The sequence below is a fragment of the Arthrobacter senegalensis genome (assembly GCF_059091765.1).
Window position 1 is genome coordinate 640,716 of the sequence record NZ_JBNHGZ010000001.1, and the last position, 23,137, is coordinate 663,852.

Annotated in this window: 19 protein-coding genes; 4 read left to right on the forward strand and 15 right to left on the reverse strand. The window is 70.0% G+C overall.

Annotated features, from left to right (window positions below):
- Positions 1-8 precede the first annotated feature (8 nt).
- Positions 9-584: a hypothetical protein gene (locus AC5RVG_RS02905; protein WP_494012654.1), complete on the forward strand. Its 576-nt coding sequence runs from the start codon at positions 9-11 to the stop codon at positions 582-584.
- Positions 585-604: 20 nt separating this feature from the next.
- Here the strand turns inward: AC5RVG_RS02905 and AC5RVG_RS02910 are convergent, their stop codons facing one another.
- The 7 genes from AC5RVG_RS02910 to alr all read right to left on the reverse strand — a co-directional run bounded on the left by AC5RVG_RS02910 (position 605) and on the right by alr (position 6,932).
- Entirely contained in the window at positions 605-1,690 is a 1,086-nt protein-coding gene (locus AC5RVG_RS02910) for a substrate-binding domain-containing protein (RefSeq protein WP_494012655.1), read from the reverse strand.
- Between the two features lie 149 nt (positions 1,691-1,839).
- A complete protein-coding gene (gene tsaD / locus AC5RVG_RS02915) occupies positions 1,840-2,907 on the reverse strand; it encodes a tRNA (adenosine(37)-N6)-threonylcarbamoyltransferase complex transferase subunit TsaD (RefSeq protein ID WP_494012656.1) in 1,068 nt (355 codons plus the stop codon).
- Positions 2,904-3,467, reverse strand: a complete 564-nt coding sequence (gene rimI, locus AC5RVG_RS02920) for a ribosomal protein S18-alanine N-acetyltransferase (RefSeq protein ID WP_494012657.1) — start codon at positions 3,465-3,467, stop codon at positions 2,904-2,906. The genes tsaD and rimI overlap by 4 nt, the downstream gene beginning before the upstream one ends.
- Positions 3,468-3,505: 38 nt before the next feature.
- Complete coding sequence (gene tsaB, locus AC5RVG_RS02925) at positions 3,506-4,174, reverse strand: tRNA (adenosine(37)-N6)-threonylcarbamoyltransferase complex dimerization subunit type 1 TsaB (protein ID WP_494012658.1); 669 nt, start codon at positions 4,172-4,174, stop codon at positions 3,506-3,508.
- A 124-nt stretch (positions 4,175-4,298) separates the two neighbouring features.
- On the reverse strand, positions 4,299-4,736 hold the full coding sequence (locus tag AC5RVG_RS02930) for a VOC family protein (RefSeq protein ID WP_494012659.1): 438 nt from the start codon (positions 4,734-4,736) through the stop codon (positions 4,299-4,301).
- Positions 4,737-4,915: 179 nt separating this feature from the next.
- Positions 4,916-5,569 (reverse strand): tRNA (adenosine(37)-N6)-threonylcarbamoyltransferase complex ATPase subunit type 1 TsaE, encoded by a 654-nt coding sequence (gene tsaE / locus AC5RVG_RS02935; RefSeq protein WP_494012660.1) that lies wholly within the window; start codon positions 5,567-5,569, stop codon positions 4,916-4,918.
- Between the two features lie 52 nt (positions 5,570-5,621).
- Complete coding sequence (alr, locus tag AC5RVG_RS02940) at positions 5,622-6,932, reverse strand: alanine racemase (RefSeq protein WP_494012661.1); 1,311 nt, start codon at positions 6,930-6,932, stop codon at positions 5,622-5,624.
- A gap of 232 nt (positions 6,933-7,164) precedes the next feature.
- On the opposite strand from alr, the gene AC5RVG_RS02945 reads away from it, so the two are divergent.
- Both AC5RVG_RS02945 and AC5RVG_RS02950 read left to right on the forward strand, forming a co-directional pair.
- The gene (locus tag AC5RVG_RS02945) at positions 7,165-8,502 is read left to right on the forward strand and encodes a family 4 glycosyl hydrolase (protein ID WP_494000410.1); all 1,338 of its coding nucleotides are present in this window, start codon (positions 7,165-7,167) and stop codon (positions 8,500-8,502) included.
- 92 nt (positions 8,503-8,594) lie between these two features.
- Entirely contained in the window at positions 8,595-8,906 is a 312-nt protein-coding gene (locus AC5RVG_RS02950; RefSeq protein WP_494012662.1) for an MmcQ/YjbR family DNA-binding protein, read from the forward strand.
- Between the two features lie 42 nt (positions 8,907-8,948).
- On the opposite strand, the gene AC5RVG_RS02955 is transcribed toward AC5RVG_RS02950, so the two are convergent.
- Both AC5RVG_RS02955 and AC5RVG_RS02960 read right to left on the reverse strand, forming a co-directional pair.
- Complete coding sequence (locus tag AC5RVG_RS02955) at positions 8,949-11,549, reverse strand: MMPL family transporter (RefSeq protein ID WP_494012663.1); 2,601 nt, start codon at positions 11,547-11,549, stop codon at positions 8,949-8,951.
- Between the two features lie 4 nt (positions 11,550-11,553).
- Complete coding sequence (locus AC5RVG_RS02960; RefSeq protein ID WP_494012664.1) at positions 11,554-12,186, reverse strand: TetR family transcriptional regulator; 633 nt, start codon at positions 12,184-12,186, stop codon at positions 11,554-11,556.
- 159 nt (positions 12,187-12,345) lie between these two features.
- Here AC5RVG_RS02960 and AC5RVG_RS02965 point away from each other — a divergent pair, with 159 nt between their 5' ends.
- Positions 12,346-12,807, forward strand: a complete 462-nt coding sequence (locus AC5RVG_RS02965; RefSeq protein WP_494012665.1) for a DUF3817 domain-containing protein — start codon at positions 12,346-12,348, stop codon at positions 12,805-12,807.
- A gap of 180 nt (positions 12,808-12,987) precedes the next feature.
- Here the strand turns inward: AC5RVG_RS02965 and AC5RVG_RS02970 are convergent, their stop codons facing one another.
- The 6 genes from AC5RVG_RS02970 to glgX all read right to left on the reverse strand — a co-directional run bounded on the left by AC5RVG_RS02970 (position 12,988) and on the right by glgX (position 22,933).
- Positions 12,988-13,431, reverse strand: coding sequence for a hypothetical protein (locus tag AC5RVG_RS02970; protein ID WP_494012666.1), 444 nt, complete (start codon positions 13,429-13,431; stop codon positions 12,988-12,990).
- A 350-nt stretch (positions 13,432-13,781) separates the two neighbouring features.
- The gene (gene mgrA, locus AC5RVG_RS02975) at positions 13,782-14,822 is read right to left on the reverse strand and encodes an L-glyceraldehyde 3-phosphate reductase (protein ID WP_494012667.1); all 1,041 of its coding nucleotides are present in this window, start codon (positions 14,820-14,822) and stop codon (positions 13,782-13,784) included.
- Positions 14,823-14,845: 23 nt separating this feature from the next.
- Complete coding sequence (locus tag AC5RVG_RS02980) at positions 14,846-16,561, reverse strand: NAD(P)H-hydrate epimerase (RefSeq protein ID WP_494012668.1); 1,716 nt, start codon at positions 16,559-16,561, stop codon at positions 14,846-14,848.
- Between the two features lie 14 nt (positions 16,562-16,575).
- Positions 16,576-18,387 (reverse strand): malto-oligosyltrehalose trehalohydrolase, encoded by a 1,812-nt coding sequence (treZ, locus tag AC5RVG_RS02985; protein ID WP_494012669.1) that lies wholly within the window; start codon positions 18,385-18,387, stop codon positions 16,576-16,578.
- Positions 18,384-20,693, reverse strand: a complete 2,310-nt coding sequence (gene treY / locus AC5RVG_RS02990) for a malto-oligosyltrehalose synthase (protein WP_494012670.1) — start codon at positions 20,691-20,693, stop codon at positions 18,384-18,386. The genes treZ and treY overlap by 4 nt, the downstream gene beginning before the upstream one ends.
- A complete protein-coding gene (gene glgX / locus AC5RVG_RS02995; RefSeq protein WP_494012671.1) occupies positions 20,690-22,933 on the reverse strand; it encodes a glycogen debranching protein GlgX in 2,244 nt (747 codons plus the stop codon). The genes treY and glgX overlap by 4 nt, the downstream gene beginning before the upstream one ends.
- Positions 22,934-23,137 lie beyond the last annotated feature (204 nt).

A 23,137-nucleotide genomic window follows, 5' to 3' on the forward strand; every position in this document is an offset into this window, starting at 1 on the left:
GACCCCCGATGCCCTACAGAGCCGAAAAACCCGAGCGCAGGCATACCAGCGAAGAACTCCGCGCCCGGATCCCGGGCTGGGGTGCCGACCTGGATCCGAAGGACCGTCCGGCCGTGCCGAAGGAACGCTTCGATCCCGGAGCCACCGGCGCACACTGGGACTTTCCCGACCGCCAGGAGGAGAAATGGCCGCGCGAGCGATCCCTTGAGCACCGCATGCTGACGCCCGTCTTCGGCACGTCGACGCCGCCCAAGGGACTCTCGGGCGCCCTGCGGCGGTACTCCTACCGGAAGTACAGCGAGGCGCGGGCGGCGCACTGGGTGATCCTGCTGGCCGCCGACCGGGTCGACGCCTGGGAAAGCCACCTCCGCTCCTTCGCGACCCTGCGTCCGGACAATCCCGTCACCGAATCCGGTGTGCGCAGCGAGTTCAGCCATCACGGGCTGGCCTCCCGGACCGGGGCGAAGCGTGCGGACCTGAGCCACCAGTGGCTCGACCCGGTCATCGTGGCCGGTCCCTGGCTGGCGGCAGGCGGCCTGGCCGCGCTGGCGGTCAGGGGCCTGGCCCGGCGCCTGCGCGCCTGAACGGGAAGATCCCGCGGCGTCTACTTGACGAGCTGCAGCAGCTCCTGGTTGTCGGCGAAGACCTCCGCGGCGTTCTCCTTGGTGACCGGCTCCGCTTCGGTCAGGTAGGCGGCCACGCTGGTTTGCGCGTTGCCGTAAGACTCTTCCTCGTCGGCCTCGGGTGCATCGTCCTGCGCGAACCCTTTGACGACCGTCAGGGCCTCCCCCACCATGGCCGCTGGGTCGGCGTAGGTGGTAGCGTACTGCTTGCCGGCCATGATTGATTCCACGGCTGCCGGGGCGGATCCGCTGCCGACGACGACGGCGGAGTCCTGCCCGCCGTCTTCGGCGGCCCGGATGAGGGCCTGGGCGGTGGCGTCATCGGCGGCCAGGATGCCGTGCACGTCATCGGAGGCATATTCCTCCTGCAACAGGCCGGCCAGCCGTTCTGCCGCCGCATCCGGGTTTTCGCCGGCGGTTGCCTCGAAATCCGTCTGGCCGGACAGCACGGCCACGGTGCCGTCGTCGATCTTGGGCTGCAGCACGCTCATGGCTCCGTCGAACGCCAGACGCGCGCCGCCGTCGTCCGGGTGGCCGCTGAACAGCTCGACGTTGTAGGGTCCTTCGCCCTGCCGTTCGGCCAGCCCGTCGAGCAGTGCCTGGGCCTGGAGCTCACCGGTTTGGAAGGCATCCGCGCCCACCAGGTAGCCGACCGCGCCGGTGCCCGTGACCATGGTGCCGAACGCGATGACCGGGATTTGCGCCTCCTGCGCCGCGGCCAACTGCTCCCCCAGGCCTGCCGGGTCTGCCGGGTCCACGATCAGCACCTCCGGTTCACCCTCGAGCATGGTGCTGATTTGTTGCTGCTGTTCAGCGGCGGTTTCGGCAACCTGGACATTCGGTTCGAAGTTCGAGTCCTCGATCTGTTCGGTGAACAGCGCTTCGGCGTACGCGGTGTCGGCGGAGAGGGACACACCGATCAAGGAGCCGCTCTCGAAGCCTCCGGCGCCTCCCGCTTCCGGCCCCTCCCCCGTCTCTTCACCCGTGCGGGAACAGGACGTCAGCAAAAGCGCCGCCGTGACGGCCACCGCCGCCGGCAGTTTCATTCGTCCGGCAAATGAACCCATGACGTTGACCTCCGTCGTTCCGCCGTCCGACCGGATGGGAGAGTTGTGAGGAGGGGCCGGCGTGCCCCGCCGTGGTTTCAGCCTAGGACCCCGCCGAGGATTGGGATAGACGGTGTGCGTGCTGCGCGGCGGGCGCGGGCCGGATCGCCCTAGAGGTGCACGCTGGTGACCGGCATGGACGAATCCGGAGCGAATTCGAGGCCGGAGGGCCGGCCGCCGGCCATGACCACCTGGGCGCCGAGCGCTGCGACCATCGCCCCGTTGTCCGTGCACAGGGACACGGGCGGCACCCGCAGGGAGATGCCGTGCTCCGCGCAGCGTTCCTCGGTCAGCGCCCGCAGCCGCGAGTTCGCCGCAACGCCGCCGCCGAGCAGCAGGTTGGTGATGCCGTTTTCGGTGCAGGCCAGCATCGCCTTCGCGGTGATGACGTCCGCCACGGCTTCCTGGAAGGACGCGGCGATGTCGGCCACCGGCAGGGGGTCCCCGGCGGCCTCGAACTGCTCCACGCAGCGGGCCACGGCCGTCTTCAGGCCGGAGAAGGACCAGTCATAGCGGTGCGGGCCGGGGGCCTCGGCCGAGCCCATGTATTTGGGCTGGCTCAGTCCGCGGGGGAACCGGATGCGCCTCGGGTCGCCCTCCCGCGCCAGTTTGTCGATCGCCGGGCCGCCGGGATAGCCCAGGCCCAGGATGCGGGCCACCTTGTCGTAGGCTTCGCCCGCCGCGTCGTCGATGGTGGAGCCGAGCAGTTCGACGTCGTCGGTCAGCGAGCGCACGCGCAGGATCTCCGTGTGTCCGCCGGAGACCAGCAGCGCGCCCAGGTTCTCCGGCAGCGCTCCCCCGTCCAGCACGCCGACGCCCACATGGGCGACCAGGTGGTTGATGGCGTACAGCGGCTTCCCGGTGGCCAGCGCCAGGGCCTTGGCCGCGCACACCCCGACCATCAGGGCGCCGGCCAGCCCGGGGCCGGAGGTCACCGCGAGCGCGTCCACTTCGCCGAGGGTGACCCCGGCCGTGTCCAGCGCCTGTTCCAGCGTGGGGATGAAGGCGTCGAGGTGGGCGCGCGAGGCGATTTCCGGGATCACCCCGCCGAAGCGCACATGTTCCTCCATCGAGGAGGACACCGTGTTGGCCAGGAGCGTATCCCCGCGGACGATGCCCACGCCCGTTTCGTCGCAGGAGGACTCGATGCCCACCACCAGCGGTTCGGTGCAATTCATCGTGTGTCCTCCGTCGTCTCGGGTTCGTGGGTTGTCCGGCCGGTCCCGGTGCCGCCGTCGGTGCCGGTGCGGGCCTCGGTGCCGGTGCGGGCCTCGGTGCCGGTGCGGGCCTCGGCGCCGGGAGCACCTGCCCAGTCCTTGAGGCGCAGCCGCATGATCAGGGCATCAACGCCGCCCCGGTAGTAGCGCGGGCGCACATGGATCTGCTCGAAGCCGAACCAGCGGTAGAGCCGCTGCGCCCGGGGGTTGTCCGCGCGCACTTCCAGCAAGACGTCGTCGGCCCGCTGGCTGCGTGCCAGGTCGATCAGCAGGGTCAGCAACGTGGTGCCGATGCCTTGCCCCTCGCGCTCGGGGACCACCGCAATGGTCTGCACATCGGCGATCGGCCGCACGCACATCAGCCCCGCGTAGCCGATCACCGCGCCGAGCGCGTCCTCGGCCACGAAGTAGCTGCGGGTGTCCTGTGCCAGTTCCTCGTAAAACATTTCCGTCGGCCACGCGTCGTCCGGGAACAGCTTCCGTTCCAGCGCGTCCACGGCCGGCACGTCGGCCTCGGTCATCGGCCGGATGCCGCCCGCCGGCCGTGGCGTGCGGGCGGTCACAGGGCGCGCTTCCGCGGACCGGGAACCTTGGCATCGGACTCGCGCAGGTACAGCGGGGTGGTGTCCGGCAGGGCAAGCCCCTTGTCCAGTCGGGCGACGGCGGTGCGGCCCAGCGCTTCGGCGGTCGGCTGGGTGCCGCTGTACTCCGTGACGGCCAGCAGCTGCTCCGAATACAGCCCGGCGCCCATGCCGTAGGCGGGCAGGCGCGGAACGTCCGAGGGCGGCCCGACATGCGGGCCGTCGAGCAGTTCGTGCGTGCCGCCGGTGCTGCGGTAGCGCGCCCAGTACACTTCCTTGCGCCGCGCGTCGGTGGCCACCACGAACTCGTCCACGCCGGCGCGCCACGCGTCCGGAGCGGCGTCCACGGCGATGGCGTCCAGGCTCATCGCCCCGTGCAGCGGCTTGCCCCAGGCGAAGGCCAGCGCCCGCGCGGTGGCGATGCCGGAGCGCAGGCCGGTGAACGGTCCCGGGCCCACACCCACCACCAACGCGTCGAGTTCGGCGCCGGTGACGTCCGCCGTCGTCATGATCTTGCTGATCCCGAGGGCCAGCACCTCGGCGTGGGTGCGCGTGTCCTCGGTGGCGAACGCGGCCAGGATCTCTCCTTGTCCGGCCAGCAACGCGGCGCTGGCGATGGCGGAGGTATCAATGGAGAGAATGAGCACGCGTCAATTTTACTTGAGGCACGCGGGGTGGCTTTCGGGCGCCGATCAGGAGGCGCCGCATCCCGGCCGGAACAGGGTTAGGGCACCCGCGGCGGCCGCGCAGGCGGGCCATGTCGGGCGGCGCTCACGCCTGCGGTGTGCCGGCTTCCTGCGGCGTACCGGCGATGTTGACCAGCCACTGAATGCCGAACCTGTCCGTGCACATGCCGAAGGTGTCGCCCCAGGGCGCTTTTTGCAACGGCTCCGTGACGTCGGCGCCGTCGATCAGCTTTTCCCAGTAGCCGCGCAGTTCGGCCTCGTTGTCGCCGCTGAGCGAGAGCGAGTGGCTGGACCCGGGGGTGTATTCCATGCTGGCGGGGGTGTCCGCTGCCATGAGCACCAGCCCGCGCTCGGTGGACAGTTGCGAGTGCATGATCTTGTCGGTCTCCGCCGGGTCGTCGCTGGCCTGAAAATCGCCGAAGGTGTTCAGCGTCAATTCCCCGCCGAACACCGACTGGTAGAACGTCATGGCTTCCCTGGCCTGGTCGCGGAATCCCAGGTACGGGTTCAGCTTGGTCTCCATGGCGGGCCTCCTCGTGGTCTGATGACGCCATCGATTATGGACCTGCGCCAGGGGGCCGTGAAGACCGCTGGCTCCCCGAGGTCCCCGTCCGGCTAAATTCACCCGCGCGGATGAAACGGCGGTGCCCGCAGGCCCGGCGGCGCCTCCGCAACCGGCGCGACGGGAGAATCCGCTGCGGGTCAGGCAAAGATGTACGCGGCCCAGCGCGGCCCGTAGGCGGCCATGCGGATCATCCGCGGCTCGCCGTCGTCGGGCTCGTCAAAGTCGAGCACGACGCCGGTGCTCCGCTGCGCTCCCGCGGCGCCACCCCCGGCGGCCGGCACGGCGGTGTCGCCCGGCCCGGCGGCGCCCGGTGCCGCACCCCGCGGCCCGTCCTGCGCTCCCTCGGCTGGCCGGTTCGCCAGGTCTGCCCCGGTGGCCCGGACCAGCGAAATGTCCAGCCAGCTCTCGGAGAGGTGCTCCACCCGGCCGCGGCCCCACTCGACCACGGTCACGGCCTGGTCCATGGTGTTTTCCAGGTCGATGTCGTCGATCTCCCCGTCCGACTGCAGCCGGTAGGCATCCACGTGGACCAAATCCGGCCCGCCGTTCATGCTGGGGTGGCTGCGGACCAGCACGAAGGTGGGGGAAATGATGCCGGGACGGACGCCGAGTCCTTCTCCCAGCCCCTGGGTGAAGGTGGTCTTGCCCGCCCCCAGCCCGCCGCTGAGCACCACCAGGTCGCCTGCCCGCAAAATCCTGCCGAGCCGGGCGGCGAGCGCCTGCGTTTCCTCGGCCGAGCCCACGTGGAACTCGCGCTCCCACACCGGCGCGGCCGGTTGCTGCTGCGTCATGGCAGGTGCTCCCCCTGTCCGGTCGGTGTCATCCTTCACGTAAGCACGGCCTTCATGCCAGCACGGCGCCGGGATCCCCGGCGCTGTCGGTGTTCCGGTCGTCGATCGCCGCCAGCGCTGCCCGGACCTGGGCCGCCGCCGCTGCCTGCTCGGCCGCGGACGCCGTGACTCCGGGTGCCGCGGCCGCTTCAGTGCCGGCCTCGCCGCCCTCCCGTTCGTCGGCGGTTCCGGTGTAGTAGCGCGGGACCCGCTGGCTGACGCGGGTGACGATCTCGTAGTTAATGGTGCCGGCGCCCGCCGCCCAGTCCTGGGCGTCCGGGACGTCCCGGCCCGGCCCGAAAACGATCACTTCCTCACCCACGAGGTCTTCGGCGTCGTTGGTCCTCAGATCCACCACGAACTGGTCCATGGCCACCCGGCCCACCACGTCATAGCGGCGGCCGCGGATGGACACCTGGACGTTGGCGGCGCTGCGCGGGATGCCGTCCGCATAGCCCAGCGGCACCAGCACCAACGTGCTCGGCCCGGAGGTCAGGTAGCTGAGCCCGTAGGAGACGCCCTGGCCGCTGGGCACCCGTTTGCAGTTGGCCACCCGTGCTCGCAACGTCATGGCCGGCACCAGCCCGAGTTCCTCGGGGGTCTGCCCCTCGAAGGGCGAGAGCCCGTAAATGCCGAGCCCCACGCGGACCATGTCGAAGTGCGCGTCCGGGCGGCTGAGCGTGCCGGGCGTGTTTGCCAGGTGGCGGACCTCCAGGTCCAGCCCCGCGTTCTCGGCCACCGCTACGGCCTCGCGGAAGCGGTCCACCTGCTCGTCCGTCTCCGGCCGGTGCGGTTCGTCGGCGACCGCCAGGTGGGAGAAGACGCCGACCACCCGCAGCAGCCCCTGTTCCTGGTACTCCACGGCCCGGTTGACCAGGTCCTCCCAGAGCGCCGGCGGGCAGCCGTTGCGCCCCAGCCCGGTATCGATCTTCAGGTGCACGCGTGCCGGCCGTTCGAGCCGCCGGGCCGCCTTGACCACCGGCTCCAGTTCCCAACCGGACACGCCGACGTCGATGCCGGCCTCGATGCCCGCGGCGAAGTCCGTGTCCGGGGTGTGCAGCCAGGCCAGGATGGGCGCGTCGATGCCCGCCGCGCGCAGGGCCAGCCCCTCGGTGAAGTGCGCAACGCCCAGCCAGGACGCACCGGCTTCCAGTGCGGCCCGGGCCACCGGGACGGCGCCGTGGCCGTAGGCGTCCGCCTTGACCACCGCCATCACCCGGGCGGGAGCCGCGACCTCGCGCAGGTGCCGCACGTTGGCGCGGATGGCGGCCAGGTCAATGACGGCTTGGCGGTCATAGGGCAGCGGTGACGTTGTAGAGCTCACGGATCCATTCTCCCATCCGAAGCATGCTTCCGGCTGAAGGCCTGCGCCGCGGGGCGGAAGGCACCGCGTCAACGTACCGCAGCGAAGGCACCGGCCGACGATCTTCGGCGCGGGCGCAGGTTCAGCCGCCAGGGCCTGTGGTTGGCCCTTGCTGGCACAATACAAGCAAGGGCCGGGTCCCGGGCCGCGGGCGGCCCGATCGTTATCCAATGTCAATGGTTCGGGGGGAGCAGTGGCAACACTTGCCATACTGGGCGGCGGCGGGTTCCGGGTGCCGCTGGTCTATCGCGCACTGGCCAACGGATCCGCGGCCGGCCTGGTGGACCGGCTGGTGCTCCACGACGTAGACGCCAGCCGGCAGCGGGCGATCGTCCGGGTGCTGGAGGATGCTCCCTTGCCCGGGGCCGGCCGGCCGCCGAAGATCGAGTCCGCCCGCGACCTGGATAGCGCCCTGGCCGGCGCCGACGTCGTTTTCTCGGCCATCCGTCCCGGCGGCACCCTGGGCAGGACGCTGGACGAACGGGTGGCAACCCGGCTGAACCTGCTGGGCCAGGAGACCACCGGCGCCGCCGGGATAGCCGCCGGCCTGCGCGCCGTCCCCGCCGCCCTGCACATCGCCAGGCGGATGAATGAATTGTGCCCGGGCGCGTGGCTGATTAACTTCACCAATCCCGCCGGGCTGGTCACCGAAGCCGTGCTGCCGCTGCTCGGCCATCGGGTGGTCGGGATCTGCGACACGCCCATCGGGCTGGTGCGCCGCGCGGCGAGGGCCGCCGGGGTCACGCTGCGCCGCGGCTCGTTGGCGGGCGTGGATTATGCGGGCCTCAACCACCTGGGGTGGCTGCGCGGGCTGGAGCACGAGGGCCGGGACCGGCTTCCCGGTTTGCTCGGCGAGCCGGGGCGGCTCCAGTCGTTCGAAGAGGGCCGGATCTTCGGCACGCGCGAACTGCAGGTGCTCGGCGCCATTCCGAATGCCTACCTGTTCTATTACTACTTCCGCCGGGAGGCCACCCTGGCCCTGGCCGGCGCCGCCCAGACCCGCGGCGAGTCCATCCACGACTTGCAGCAGGAGTTGTACGCCAGGCTGCAGGCTTCCGGAACCCCCTACGCGGACTGGGAGGACGCCCTGCGCCGCCGCGAGGAGGGCTATCTCTCCGAGGCCCGCGAGATCGGCGTCTCGCGCGACGAACAGGACCTGGCCGCCGGCGGCTACGAGCAGGTGGCCCTGGACGTGATGCGCGCCCTGCTGTCCGGCGAGCGCACGGAGCTGATCCTCAACGTGCGCAACGCCGGCACCATCCCGCAACTGCCGGACGACGCCGTCGTGGAGGTTCCGTCGGTGGTGGATGCGGACGGCGCCCGTCCCCTGCCGGTAAAGCCGCTGACCCTGCACCAGGCCGGACTGATGACGCAGCTCAAGGCCGTGGAGCAGGAGGTCATCCGCGGCGGGCAGGGAGACCGCGCGGCGGCCCTGCGGGCCTTCATGATCCATCCGCTGATTACCTCCGGCCATGTGGCCCACCGCCTGCTCGCGGCCTACGAACAGGCCCACGGATACCGCTGGAACTGACCGGGCCTGATCGCGGCCCCGGCCGGCCAGCCGGTAAGGCCGGCCGGGCGGGGAGGCTGGTCCGCCGGCGCCGCACGTGGCAGGGTGAGGACATGCCCACCGAGGACGATGTGCGCCGCCTCTGTCTGGCCCTGCCCGGCGTCACCGAGCGGCCCAGCTGGGGCCAGCCCGCCTGGTTCGCCAAGTCGCTGATGGCGCGGATGTGGGAGCCGGGCGTGCTGACCGTCAAGTCCGACGAGCGCGACGCCCTGGCCGCGACGGCTCCGGACGTCTTCTTTTGGACCCCGCACCACGAGCGTTCCCGGCTGCTGGTGCTGATGCGCCTGGACAAAGTCGAACCCGGCCATCTCGAAGAATTGCTCGACGAATCGTTCCGGCTCGCCGGAGGCCGGCACAGCCGCTGAGGCGCAGCCGCCCGGCGGGCACCCCCGGGCCCGTCCGGGACGTTAGCGCGCCCCGGCGGGCTGCGCCTCGGCCTGCTCGGGCCGCCGGGCGTGCTGCGCGAGCTTGGCGCCTTCCACATCCACGTCAGGGAGCACCTTGTCCAGCCACGCCGGCATCCACCAGGCCGCCTTGCCGAACAGGTGCATCGCCGCCGGGATCAGCGTCATCCGCACCACGAACGCGTCCAGCAGCACGCCCAGGGCCAGGGCGAAGCCGATCGGCCGGACCATGGTCAGGTGGGAAAAGATGAAGCCGGCGAACACCGAGACCATAATGATTGCCGCGGCCGTGACTACCTTGGCGCCGTGGTTGAAGCCGCTGACCACGGCGGCCCTGGCGTCCTCGCCGTGCGCATAGGATTCCCGCATGCCGGAGACCAGGAACATCTGGTAGTCCATCGCCAGGCCGAACAGCACGCCGATCATGATCATCGGCAGGAAGCTCAGGATCGGCCCGGGGTCGTGGACGTCGAAGATGCCGCCCAGCCAGCCCCACTGGTAGATCGCCACCACGGCGCCGAAGCTGGCCCCGAGTGACAGCAGGAAACCCGCGGTGGCCAGCAGCGGCACCAGGACGGAGCGGAAGACCAGCAGCAGCAGGATCAGCGAGAGCCCGATCACGATGGCCAGATAGACCGGCATGGCGTCCGCCAGCTTGTCGGAGACGTCGATCTGCATCGCCGGCTGCCCGGTCACGGAGATCGCGACGCCGGTCTCCTGCTCGAGTGCGCCGGCCTGCGCCCGGAGGTTATGGACCAGCTCCTCGGTGCTTTCGGCCGCCGGGCCCTCTGCCGGAATGACCTGGAGCACGGCGGTGCGCCCGTCCCCGCTGGTGCCGGTCGGAACGGCTGCGGCGACGTGGTCCATTGACCGCAGCTCCTGCGATAGCCGCAGCAGCGCCTCGTCGGTCCCGGTCCCTTCCAGGCCCGCAGGGAGGTCGGCCACCACGATGAGCGGGCCGTTGATTCCCTCGCCGAAGCTCTCGCCCAGTTGGCGGTAGGACTGGTAGGCCGTAGAGTCCGCAGGCTCGGAGCTGCCGTCCGGCAGGCCCAGCCGCAGCTCGGCGGCCGGCACCGCCATCAGGCCCAGCACCGCCACGCCCGCGGCCAGCGCGAGCCACGGGTGCTTCGTCACCGTTTTGCCCCAGCTGCGCTTGGGGTCGTTGTGGAAGTCCGCCACCCTCGTCGTGGTCTCTGCGTCGGCGGCGGCCGGGCCGGGCAGGCCGGCCTTGGCCCATGCGCGTCGGGAGAGAATGCGCCTGCCCATGATGGCCAGCATCGCCGGGGTCAAGGTCAAGGCGACGACGACGGCGACCGCCACCGTGGCGGCTCCGGCCAGTCCCAGCACCGTCAGGAACGGAATGCCCGGCACCGCCAGCGCGGCGAGGGCGATGATCACGGTGAGCCCGGCAAAGAGCACTGCGTTGCCGGAGGTGCCGGTGGCCCGGCCGATCGATTCGATCAGCGGCACGCCGGAGAGCAGCTGGGTGCGGTGGCGGTTGACGATGAACAGGGAGTAGTCGATGCCCACGGCCAGGCCCAGCATCAGCGCCAGCACCGGCGAAACCGAGCTCATCTCGATGACACCGCTGAGCGCCATGGTGCCGCCCACGCCGACCCCGACGCCGACGATCGCCATCAGCAGCGGCAGTCCGGCCGCGATGAGCGTGCCGAGCATGAGCACCAGGACGGCGGCGGCGACCGCGATGCCGATGATCTCGGCGGCTCCGAACAGGCTGGAGATGTCCTCGACGATGTCCTTGCTGTACTCCGCCCGCAATCCCGGCACCAGGCCGGCCTCGGTGACCTCCTGGACCTGTTCGCGGTCCTCCTTGGAAACCTCCATCATGCCCTGCTCGAACTGGACCTGGATGAACGCGGCCGAGCCGTCCCCGGATACGAACCGCAGCCCCTCGGAGGACTGCTGCCGCAGCTTCCCCGCCTCCAGATCGGCGACGCCTGACTCGTACTCCGCCCGGCCGTCTGCCAGCTGGCGTTCGGCTTCCGCCAACCGGGCCCGTGCCGTTTCCAGCTGCGCCCGCTGCGGCTCCAGCCGGGCACGTGCCTGCTCGGCCATCGCCGCCTGGCCGGCTGCCTCCAGCTGCCCGATCTGCGCCTCGGCCGCCTTCAGCTGCTGCAGGCCCGGCTCCAACTGCGCCTTGCCCGCGTCCAGCTCGGCCTGGGCGTCCTCAAGCCGCTGTGCGGCGGCGTCGAGCTTCTCTTCGCCGGCGGCGATCGTGCGTGGGGCATTGTCCAGGGCGGCCTGCAATTCCACCGGGTTCGTGGCGTTCTTGACCGCGTCCAGCTTCGTGAGGTCCGCGGCGATGGCCGCAATGGCGTCCTGGTGTCCCGCGGTGAACGCCCGACCATCCGCCGTCGTGAACACGATGGTGCCGAGGCCGCCCGAGGCGGCCGGCATTTTCTCCCGCAGGTCGTCCGCAACCGCCTGGGCGGGAGTGCCGGGAATGGTGAAGCTGTTGGAGAGGGTGCCCATGAAGGCAGCGACGGATCCGCCGACGGCGACCATGACCACCAGCCACGCGGAGACGAACCACCAGCGTTTCCGCGCGGCGAGCTTACCGAGTCTGTAGAGCAGTGAGGCCATGGGGTCAGTCCTTGGAGTGGGGGTTGAAGCCGCTGCGCAGCATGGTGAGGCTCTCGAGCAACTGCTGGCGGAAGGCCGACGGTTCGGGTGCCCCGCCGGCGGGGGTTTGGGTGGCGGCCATGCGCATGGCAGCCTGAGCGCAGGCGATCAGCGAACCGGCAAGCGCCGTGACCATGAGCTCGCCGGCGTTCTCCGGCAGCCGGGGGCGCAGTCCGTCTTCGAGCGACTGCCTGGCCTGGCTCCAGGCTTGCAGTTGCACGCGCTCCAACTGGGCGTCGTCGATACCCATCTGGTAGATCTCGCACAGCAGCGCAAGCCGGCCCTGGCTGATCTCCCCGCCGAAAGTGGCCAGGACCGCGTCCATGATCGGTTCGTCGTCCGGGCGCTCATCGAGCCGCTTGAAGGACTCGGCCAAAAATTCTTCCACCGGCCGCGTGACCGCCGCCTCGACGGAGGGGAAGTAGTTGAAGAAGGTCCGGCGCGAAACGCCCGCCTCTGCTGCCACCTGGTCCACCGTAAAGCCGCCCGGCCCCTGTTCCCTGGTCAGCCGCAAGGCAGCCGCGGTGATGGCGCCGCGCGTAGCCGCCTTGTTTCGTTCACGGAGCCCTTCAAGGGGAACCGGAGTTTGTGCGCTCATCGGGCCAGTGTAGGGCTAAGTTGCACACCATGCAAAGTTGCCTTGTGTGCAGAAACATTACGGGTGTGGCCGGGTCCTCGGCTAAATTAGTGGGGGTGCCCTACCCCCGAGGACACCCACGGCACGATTGCCGAAGCCAACTAGTCTCCTAGGACGTGCATGTCTCCGCGTACCCTGTTCCGTACCGTCGCCTTCGCCGAGGCGGTGACGTGGACGTTGCTGTTACTGGCCCTGCTCCTGCGGGCGCTGGTGCCGGAAGCACGCCTGGCGGTCAGTATCGCGGGCGGCCTGCACGGCTTTGTCTTCCTCTGCTACGTCGTCAGCACCTGCTTCACCTGGGTGAACCAAAGGTGGTCGGCAGGCCGCGGCACCCTGGCCGTGGTCTCTGCCGCCATTCCGTATGCGACGATTCCCGTCGAGAAGTCGATGGACCGCCACGGCCTGCTCGGCGACGTTTGGCGGCTCGGCGCAGGCGGTGACGCCCCGCACGGTTTCCTCGAAAAGCTGCAGGCGGCCGTGCTCGCCCGCCCGCTGGCGGCCATCGCCGTCGTCATAGCAGCCGTTGCCGCCGTCTTCGGCTTGCTGCTCTACCTGGGTCCGCCGGATACCTGGTTCGCCTAGAACCGGGTCACAACCGGACCACATCGGTGAGGAGCCGCCGGCGCCGTTTTCGGGCCTGCGGCTCCTCACTGCCGTTTTAAGTGATGCTGTGGCTCAGGACGGTGAAGAGGTCCGGGAGATCCCCGTCCCTCCCCACCGTTGGGGCACCCCTGGCGGGATACCTACCTTAAGGGTGATCTCCTAGTGGTGGCCGTGGCCGTAGTCGTCGTCGTCGCACCGGAACTTGACGCGGTCGCTCGACACCCATCCGTCGTCGCGGCTGTAGCTGACAGCCTTGTACGTCTTGCCGCACTTCAGGTCGTCGCCACGGACGGTGAAGTCGCCGTCATGGGTCCGGACGTAGAAATGATCCACGACCTTATGCTTCGAAACGTTGATGATCCACACGTGGACGCGCCTCGCTTCGTAGTCCTCGCCCCTTACCCGGTAATCGCCGTCATCATAAATGCGCAGCTTCAGGGTGGCGTCGTCGTCGTGGTGGTCGCCGTAATCGTGGTCGGAATGCGAAGCAGGTACCGCCACGCTGCTGGCACCGGCCGGTGCCGCTACGCCGATTGACGCGAGAAGTCCCAGGATTACGCCGGTCATCATCAACCACACGCGCAGTCTTGCTGAAGTTTTCATTGCTGAGAGTGCTTCCGTGCTTTTCCGGGAGGCCGGGAACGCGGAAGGCGCGTCCGCCTGTCATCGATGAGCGGCCTGGCGGGCCCCCCGGCTTCCTATCGCCGCTGCCGCTCACTGGTGCCGGAAAAAAGACGGGACTGCCCCCGGCCCAACAGTGGTTACTTGAGGTTGCCATCCCTCGGGAGGATCCTGCCTCCGGTGCCCCGCGCCGTGCCCCTGCGGTGCGGTCGGCACCCCTACAGCGTAGTGGAAACAGGTATCGCCGGGTACCCCGTCACGCGGTTTTTCCCCTGCTCAATGAAATCCTTGGCCAGTCGGATCGGATACCGCATTTGGAGGCCTTGGCGCCCCTAGCCCTGCGGCTTCCAGATGTTGATGTCGGAGTCCACCGCGAACCGGTTGATCGCGTCTGCTTCCTCGGCCGTGAAGTCCAGTTTGGCCACGGCGGCGAGACTGTCCTCCAGTTGCTGCACGCTCGAGGCCCCGATCAAGGCCGAGGTGACCGGGGCGCCCTTGGCTTGCCGGCGGAGCACCCAGGCGATGGCCAGCTGCGCCAGCGACTGGCCTCGGTCCGCCGCCAACTGGTTCAGTCCGCGGACGCGGTCCAGATTCTCGTCGGAGAGCATCTGCGGGAACAGCGACTTGTCCTGCGCGGCACGGGAGTCACCGGGGATGCCGTTCAGGTAGCGGTCGGTGAGCATGCCTTGGGCCAGCGGCGAGAACGCGATGCAACCCATGCCTTCGTCTTCCAGGACTTCCAGCAGGTTCGGGCTGCCGCCTTCCACCCAGCGGTTGAGCATCGAGTATGAGGGCTGGTGGATCAGCAGCGGGGTCCCCAGCGCGCGCATGATCCGTGCGGCCTCCCGGGTCTGCTCGGGAGTGTAGGACGAGATGCCCGCGTACATGGCCTTGCCGGACCGGACGGCCTGGTCCAGCGCGCCCATCGTCTCCTCCAGCGGCGTGTTCGGGTCGGGCCGGTGGCTGTAGAAGATGTCCACGTAGTCCAGGCCCATCCGCTTCAGCGAGGCGTCCAGGCTGGAGAGCAGGTATTTGCGCGAACCCCACTCGCCGTACGGGCCGGGCCACATCAGGTAGCCGGCCTTGGTGGAGATCACCAGTTCGTCCCGGTAGGGCAGGAAATCCTGGCGCATGTGCCGGCCGAAATTGGTTTCGGCGCTGCCCTCCGGCGGGCCGTAGTTGTTGGCCACATCGAAGTGCGTCACACCGAGGTCGAAGGCCCGGCGCAGGATCGCGCCCTGCACTTCGAACGGCTTGTCGTCGCCGAAGTTGTGCCAGAGGCCCAGCGAGACGGCGGGCAGCTTCAGCCCGCTGCGGCCCACCCGGCGGTAGGGAATGTTCTGGTACCGGTTCTCTGCAGCCTCATACGCCATCCCCTCATCATGCCATCGTGCGGCTACCGGTCCCTACCGGCAATGATCCTGCCCACAACCGCGGGGAGGGCGGCGCTGATAGCGGAGGCGGCCAGGGGCGCACCCGGTGACGACGACGGCGTTGCGCTCCGCCCTGCGGGGCGTCCCTCCGTCCCCCGAGGCTGCGGCCGTGCCCAGGCCTCCCGCCCTGCGCCGTCCCGCATGGATGCCTCCGTGGATGCCTCCGTCGCGGCGAGCCCGTGCAGGCAGGCGGCCATGGCAGCCACCACCGCCCCGTGCTCGGCCGCGGCGAAACCGGCCGCCTCCAGGTCTTCGGTCCGGACGGTCGCCGCGAGCGCACCGAGGATCCCGGCCAGGGTGTCGCCCGAACCGGCCGTGGCCAGCCATACCGGCCCGTCGTCCTGGCTGAACAGGGCGCCGTCCGGGGCGGCGATCACCGTTACGGCGCCCTTGAGCAGGACGGTGGCCCCGGTGAGCCCGGCGGCCAGCGCGGCGAACTCCGCGGGAGCCGCCTCGATGTGCTCCCGGTCGGTCTCCACCCCTTGGGCTGAGAGGATGCGCACCAGTTCGCCGGCGTGCGGCGTCAGGACCACCCGGGGTCCCGGCTCCGCGGGCAACGCGTCGAAGGCACCGGCGTCGGCAATCACCGGCAGCCCGGACGCCAGGGCGTCCCTGGTGCGCCGGCGCTGCTCCGCGTCGCCGTCGGTTCCCGGCCCCACCAGCCACGCCTGGACGCGGGAGGCGGCGACGGACTCCTGCGAGCAGACGGCTTCGGGGGTCAGCACGTTGATCTGGCGGCACACCTCGGCGGGGCCGAGGTAGCGGATCATGCCCACGCCGGTGGCGGCGGCCGCCTGGGTCGCGAGCAGGGCAGCCCCGGGATAGGACGCAGAGCCGGCGGCGACACCGAGCACCCCGCGGGTGTACTTGTGGTCGGTTCGGCGGGGCACGGGCCACAAGCGGGCCAGATCCTGTACCTGGAGCCGCCGCAGCCGCGGCGCCGGAAGGAGGTTCGCGATGCCGATGTCCACCGTTTCCACCCGGCCGGCGAGCGCCGCCGCGGGATCCAGCATCAGGCCGGTCTTGGCTCCACCGAAGGTGACCGTGAGGTCCGCCGGCAGCACGGGGTGGTTCACCTCGCCGGTTTCGGCGTCGACGCCGCTGGGCAGGTCGCACGCCACGATCCGCGGGCGGCGGGGGCCCGGCTGCGGTTCGAGGACCGCTCGGACCAGCTCCCGGGCCGGTCCCCGCAGTGCCCCGGACGCGCCGGTGCCCAACATCCCGTCGACCAACACGTCGGCGGCACAACAGGTCGCGGCCGCCTCGCCGATGACCCGTGCGGCCTCCCGAAGCTGCGGAGCCTCACCAGCCTTCGGGGCCTGGCGGGCCGGGCCCTCGCCGGCTCCTTCCGCCGCCAGCCGCAGCACGGATCCTCCTGCCCTCTCGAACGCGGCCAGCGCCGCCGCATGCACCCGCTCCGAGGTGAGCACCGCCGTCGCCCTGACGCCGCGGCGGGCCACCGAGGCAGCGGCGAAGAGGGCGTCGCCGCCGTTGTTGCCGCTGCCGGCCAGCACCACCACCCGGGCGCCATAGACCCGGCCCCGGACGCGCTTCAGTTCCCGGATGACGGCGGCCGCAAGCCCGGCCGCGGCGCGGGCCATCAGCAGCGGGCCCTGCCCGGCGTCCAGCAGCGGCCGTTCGGCGGCGCGGATGTCCTCCGGGGACCAGGCGCGGATCATGCAATCCCCTCGGTTCAGCGGGTGGGCACGCTGCGGACAATGGCGGCCGAGTGTGCGGGCAGCATCAGCGGGCCGGTTGCTGCGGCCTCCGCGGACCCGGTCCCGCCGGCGGCGGGACCGCCGTTGCCCCCGGCGGCGAGCGTGGCGCCGTCGTCGGTGGCCAGGACCAGCGTGCCCGGCCGGGCGGGGAGCCGCCGCGACTCGGTGGAGAAGTTGCAGCAGATCGCGAAGGAGCCGCGCCGCAGGATCAGCCAGCCCTCCTCCGCCTGGGACTCCACCGACGCGGACGCGAAGTCCGGTTCCGTCAGCTCCGGATGCTGCTTCCGGAGGGCGATCAGCCGGGTGTAGAGCTCGAGGAGCCGGGCATGGTCGCCCGTGGCGGGCTCGGTCCAGTCCAGTTTGGAGTTGTGGAACGTCGCCGGGTCCTGCGGATCGGGCACTACCTCCGGATCCCAGCCCATCCGCTCGAACTCCTTGAGCCTGCCGGCGGAGGTCGCCTCGCCGAGCTCCGGTTCGGGATGGGAGGTGAAGAATTGCCACGGGGTGGACGCCGCAAACTCCTCGCCCATGAACACCATCGGCGTAAACGGAGACATCAGGTTCAGCACGGCGGCCAGCGCCAGCTGCCCGTAGCCGAGGGTGCCGGTGAGCCGGTCTCCGGCGGCACGGTTGCCGATCTGGTCGTGGTTCTGGGTGCAGACCACCAGTTGCCGGGCGGTCACCCGGTCCTTGTCGATCGGCCGGCCGTGGTGCCGTTCCCGAAACGAGGAATAGCCGCCGTCGTGGAAGAAGCCGTCCCGCAGCACCTTTTCCAGCGCCCCCAGTCCGGCAAAGTCGGCGTAGTAGCCGCTGGTTTCGCCGGTGAGGTTCACGTGCACGGCGTGGTGGAAGTCATCGCTCCACTGGCCGGCCAGGCCATAACCGTTCACCTGCCGGGACTCAATCAGCCGCGGATTGTTGAGGTCCGACTCGGCGATCAGGAACAACGGCTTATCCAGCTCGGCGGCACACTCGTCCGTCGCCGCCGCGATCTCCTCGAGGATGTGCACGGCGCGCTCGTCCCGCAGCGCGTGCACCGCATCCAGCCGCAGGCCGTCCACGTGGTAGTCGCGGAACCACATCAGCACGTTGTCGATGATGAAGCGGCGGACCTCGTCCGATCCGGGTCCGTCCAGGTTCACGGACTCGCCCCAGGTGTTGGCGCTGCCGCTGCTCAGGTACGGCCCGAACCGCGGCAGGTAGTTTCCGCTGGGGCCCAGGTGGTTGTAGACCACGTCCTGGATGACGCCGATTCCCTTGGCGTGCGCGGCGTCCACGAACCGCTGGTAGGCGGCCGGCCCGCCGTAGCTCTCCTGCACCGCATACCAGAGCACGCCGTCGTAGCCCCAGTTGTGGGTGCCGTTGAACGCGTTGACCGGCAGCAGTTCCACATGATCCACCCCGAGCCCGGCCAGGTAGTCGAGCTTGGCCGCGGCGGAATCCAGCGTCCCCTCGGAGGTGAACGTGCCGATGTGCAGTTCGTAGATCACCCCGCCCAGCCCCGGCGAAACCCAGTCCTGGTCCTGCCAGCGGTGGGCCCCGGCGTCGAAGGTCCGGGACATCCCGTGCACCCCCTCCGGCTGGCGGCGCGAGCGTGGATCCGGCAGCACCGCGTCCCCGCCGTCCAGCAGATAGCCGTAGTCGCTCTCCCCCTCCGGCGCGGCGGCGGGGTCTGCCAGGCGCCACCAGCCGGCGTCGTCCGGGCCCTGCATCGGCAGCCGTGCGGCGCCGGCCTGCAGTTCCACCCTTCCGGCACGCGGGGCCCACACCGCGAAGTCCCGGCTCATGACGTCTCCTCCTGTTCGCGCACCAGCAGCGCCACCGGCAATTCCGTCAGCACGCCGGCCAACGGCAGGATACCGTTGCCGGCATGGCTCCGCCCGCTCAGCACATCACGGTATCGTCCGGCGGGCAGGACGACGGCGGTGTCCCGCCACCCGCCGTCGCGCTGCAGCCGCACCGGGAGCCTGGTGGCCAGCGTGATGGCGCCGCCGCGGTCGAAGCCGAAGGCGTGGCCGGCCGCCGCGCCCCGGACCGGGACGACCTCGTAGCCGGTGAACAGCTCGGGCCGGTCGCGGCGCAGCCGAAGTGCCCGGGCGACCACCAGCAGCTTGGCTGCCGCGCCGTCGTCCACCGACGGCGTCCCGTCCCGGTCCAGGTTGTCCAGCGCCCGGCGGCGGGCGGTGAAATCCACCGGCCGGCGGTTGTCCGGGTCCACCAGCGAATGGTCCCAGAACTCGGTGCCCTGGTAGACGTCGGGCACTCCGGGCATGGTCAGCTGGATGAGCTTGGCCGAGAGGGAGTTGCTCCAGCCGAAGGGCTTGATCCTTTCCGCCAGGTTGACCAGCAGCCGGTTCACCTCCGGGTTGTCGAAGGCCGCGTCCACGGCGGCGTGGAGTTGTTTTTCGAAGTCATGGTCCGGGTCGATCCACGAGGTGCTGTTGCCTGCTTCCCGGGCGGCCTTCTCCGCGTAGGCGTGGGCCCGTGCCCGGCTGAACGGCCATGCCCCCAGCGCCGCCTGCCAGAGCAGGTCCGCGAACGGCAGGTCCCCGAAGGGTGCCAGCCGGTCCAGCTCGGCCAGCCAATCCGGCCACTGGTCCGCCAGTTCCGCGAGCACCGAGATGCGGGCCCGGGTGTCCTCGCTGCGCTTCGTGTCGTGGGTGGACAGCGCGGTCATGGCGAGCGGCTGTTCCTGCTGCCGGCGGATCAACCGGGTGTGGAGCTCGAACGGCTCCACCGCGAAGATCGACGGGTCCGCCCCCACCTCGTTGAGGGAGGTCAGGCGGGTGTAGCGGTAGAACGCGGTGTCTTCCACTCCCTTGGCCATCACCATGCCGGAGGTCTGCTGGAACCGCACCGCGAGTTCGGTGAGCACTCCCTGCGGATTCAGCAGCGGCAGCAGGGTGGTGACGGCGTCGGCCAGGTCGGGACGGCGGACCCGGGCGGCGATTCCGGCTTCCTCGAGGTACTGCGCGCCGACCGGGAGGTAGCTCCGGTACACCGGGAAGCAGCTGAGCAGTTCGGCGATCGCATCGGCCGCCGTCTCGAAGTCCAGGCCGGTGCCGGCGGGAACCAGCCGGGCCAGGCGCAGCACCTCGGAGCGCAGGATACCGTCGGCGATGCCCCGCTTGGTGTCGTGGATCATGTGCTGGTAGGGCTGGACGGGGACGGCGTCGGTGAGGCGTTCCCGCCCGTCGGGATCGACCAGCAGCCGGTCCACGTCCGCCAGCGCGTCGTACCCGGTGGTGCCCGCGCAGGCCCAGTCTGCCGGCAGCTCCTCCCCCGGCTCCAGGATTTTCTCGACCAGGACGTAGGCGCCGCCGGTCAGCTCGTGCAGCCGCTGGAGATAGCCCTTGGGGTCGGCCAGCCCGTCGGGGTGGTCCACGCGCAGCCCGTCGACCAGGCCCTCGTCGAACCAGCGCTTGATCTCGGCGTGGGATTCGTCGAAGACCCACGGCACCTCCACCCGGACCCCGGCCAGGGAGTTGACGCCGAAGAACCGGCGGTAATTGAGTTCGGCATCGGCCCGCCGCCAGTTCACCAGCTGGTAGTGCTGGCGCTCATGGACGTCGCGGGCGGTAGCGCCGTCGTCGCCGGTCCCCTCGGCGAGGGGGAAGCGGTGGTCGTAGTAGCGCAGCTCGCCGTCGGCCAGCTCCAACGCCTCGAGTTCCGCGTCGCCGTCGCCCAGCACGGGCAGCCGGAGCTTGCCGCCGCCGGCATCCCAGTCGATGTCGAACGCTTCCGCATAGCGGGAGCCGCGGCCCTCCGACAGCAGCGACCACCACCAGCGGTTGTTGGCCGGCGTGGCCACCCCCATGTGGTTCGGCACGATGTCCACCAGGACGCCCATTCCGTACTTCCGGGCGGCGGCGGAGAGCGCCCGCAGCCCGTCGATTCCGCCCCGGGCCGGATCCACCGCGTTGAAGTCGACAACGTCGTAGCCGTGGTCGGACCCCGGCTCCGCGGTCAGCAGGGGCGACAGGTATACCCAGTCGACGCCGAGCCGGTGCAGGTAGGGCAGCAGTTCGGCGGCGTCATAAAGCGTGAACGATTCCCTGATCTGCAGCCGGTAGGTCGACGCCGGGGCCCTCATCCCTTCGCCTGCCCGGTCTCGCTCCCGGCGCCCCGCTGCCCGGGTTCCCCGGCCGGCTCGGCCCCGGCCGTGCGCTCCGCCTCGGCCATCGCGGCAACGGAGGCGGCGACCGAGTGGTCGGGCTCTTCTTCCGGCGCCGTGTGGGCCTTGAGGACCACCGTGGACTTGGCGGCCACCGGCACCTTCGTTCCGGCCGTCAGCGGGCCGGGCAGTTGGTCGCCGCCGGCCGTGTCGATGATGATGTCCCAGGCCGCCGAGTACTCCCGCGGCGGCAGCACGAACGGCACGTCGTCGTCGGCGGCGTTGAAGTACACCAGGAAGTGCTCGTCCGTGATCCGCTGCCCGCGGTCGTCGCGCCCGCGGATGCCCTGGCCGTTGAGGAAGACGCCAATGCAGCGGCCGAGGGCCTCGTCCCAGTCCTCGGGCTCCATCGGTGTTCCCTCCGTGGTCAGCCAGACGACGTCGCTCAACGGTTCGCCCTGGCCCCGGCGGACCGGCTTTCCGTCGAAGAACGTCCGCCGCCGGAAGGTCGGGTGTTCGGCCCTTAACCGGTTGACGGTGGCCACGAACTCGAGCAGCGGCTGGTCCACGTTGTTCCAGTCCACCCAGGACAATTCCGAGTCATGGCAGTACACGTTGTTGTTGCCCTGCTGCGTGCGTCCCAGCTCATCCCCGTGCGCGATCATCGGCACGCCCTGGCTCAGCAGCAGGGTGGCCAGGAAGTTCCGCTGCTGGCGGGCGCGCAGGGTGAGGACCGCCGGGTCGTCGGAGGGCCCCTCGACCCCGCAGTTCCACGAGCGGTTGTGCGATTCGCCGTCGTTATTGTCTTCGCCGTTGGCCTCATTGTGTTTCTCGTTGTAGGACACCAGGTCCCGCAGCGTGAATCCGTCGTGGGCGGTGACGAAATTGATGGAGGCAACCGGGCGCCGCCCCGTGGCCTCGTACAGGTCCGAAGAGCCGGTGATGCGGGAGGCGAATTCGCCCAGCGTTGAGGGCTCGCCCCGCCAGAAGTCGCGGACCGTGTCCCGGTACAGGCCGTTCCACTCGGTCCACAGCGGCGGGAAGTTGCCCACCTGGTAGCCGCCCGGGCCGATGTCCCACGGTTCGGCGATGAGTTTGGTTTGGGACACGATCGGATCCTGCTGCACCATTTCGAAGAAGGTCGACAGCCGGTCCACGTCGTAGAACTCGCGGGCCAGGGTGGAGGCCAGGTCAAAGCGGAAGCCGTCCACGTGCATTTCCGATGCCCAATAGCGCAGCGAGTCCATCAGCAGCTGCAGCGAATGGGGGTGGCGCACGTTCAGCGAATTTCCCGTGCCGGTGTAGTCCATGTAGTACTGCTGCTGGTCCTCGACCAACCGGTAGTAGGCCGCGTTGTCGAGTCCGCGGAAGGACAGCGTCGGGCCCAGGTGGTTGCCCTCGGCCGTGTGGTTGTACACGACGTCGAGGATCACCTCGATGCCGGCCAGATGCAGTTCCCGGACCATTGCCTTGAACTCCTGCACCTGCTGCCCGGTGTCGCCGGAGGAACAATACGTGTTCTGCGGCGCGAAGAAGCCGATGGTGTTGTAGCCCCAGTAGTTGGACAGCCCCTTCTCCTGGAGCGTGCTGTCGTTGACGAACTGGTGGACCGGCATCAGCTCGATGGCGGTGACGCCCAGCTTCTGCAGGTGCCCGATGACCGCCGGATGCGCGATGCCGGCGTAGGTACCGCGCTGTTCTTCCGGGATTTCCGGGTGCAGCTGGGTCAGGCCCTTTACGTGGGCCTCGTAGATCACCGAGCGGTGGTAGGGGGTGCGCGGCTTGCGGTCGCCGTCCCAGTCAAAGAACGGGTTCACGACGACGCCGAGCATCATGTGCCCGGCAGAGTCCTCGTCGTTGCGGGAGTCCTCGTCCCCGAAGTTGTAGCCGAACAGTGGCTGGGCCCAGTCGATCTGGCCGCTGACGGCCTTCGCGTAGGGGTCCAGCAGCAGCTTGTTCACATTGCAGCGCTGCCCCTGGCCCGGGTCGTACGGCCCGTCCACCCGGAAGCCGTATTTCTGTCCCGGCTGGACTTGCGGAAGGTAGCAGTGCCAGACGTAGCCGTCGACGTCCTTGAGCTCGATCCGGGTCTCGGCCCCTTCGTCGTCGAACAGGCACAGGAAAACGGCCTCCGCTGCCTCGCTGAACACGGCGAAATTGGTGCCGTTGCCGTCATACGTGGCCCCCAGCGGGTAGGCGTCTCCCGGCCAAACTTCCATGTGCAAACTCCTGATGATCGGTTGTGGTCCCTGTTCCCTTCATACCCCATGGTCCTGACAATGGATATCCCCCGGTTGTCCGCCCGGCGGGCAACCCGAGCCGGCGCGGCAGGCGTTTCCGGCCCGCTGCCCCGGCACTCGTTGCGTTGAACACACGGGCGGCGGCACCCCCCGGCGGCCGGCCCGGCCACGGCCACCCCGCCC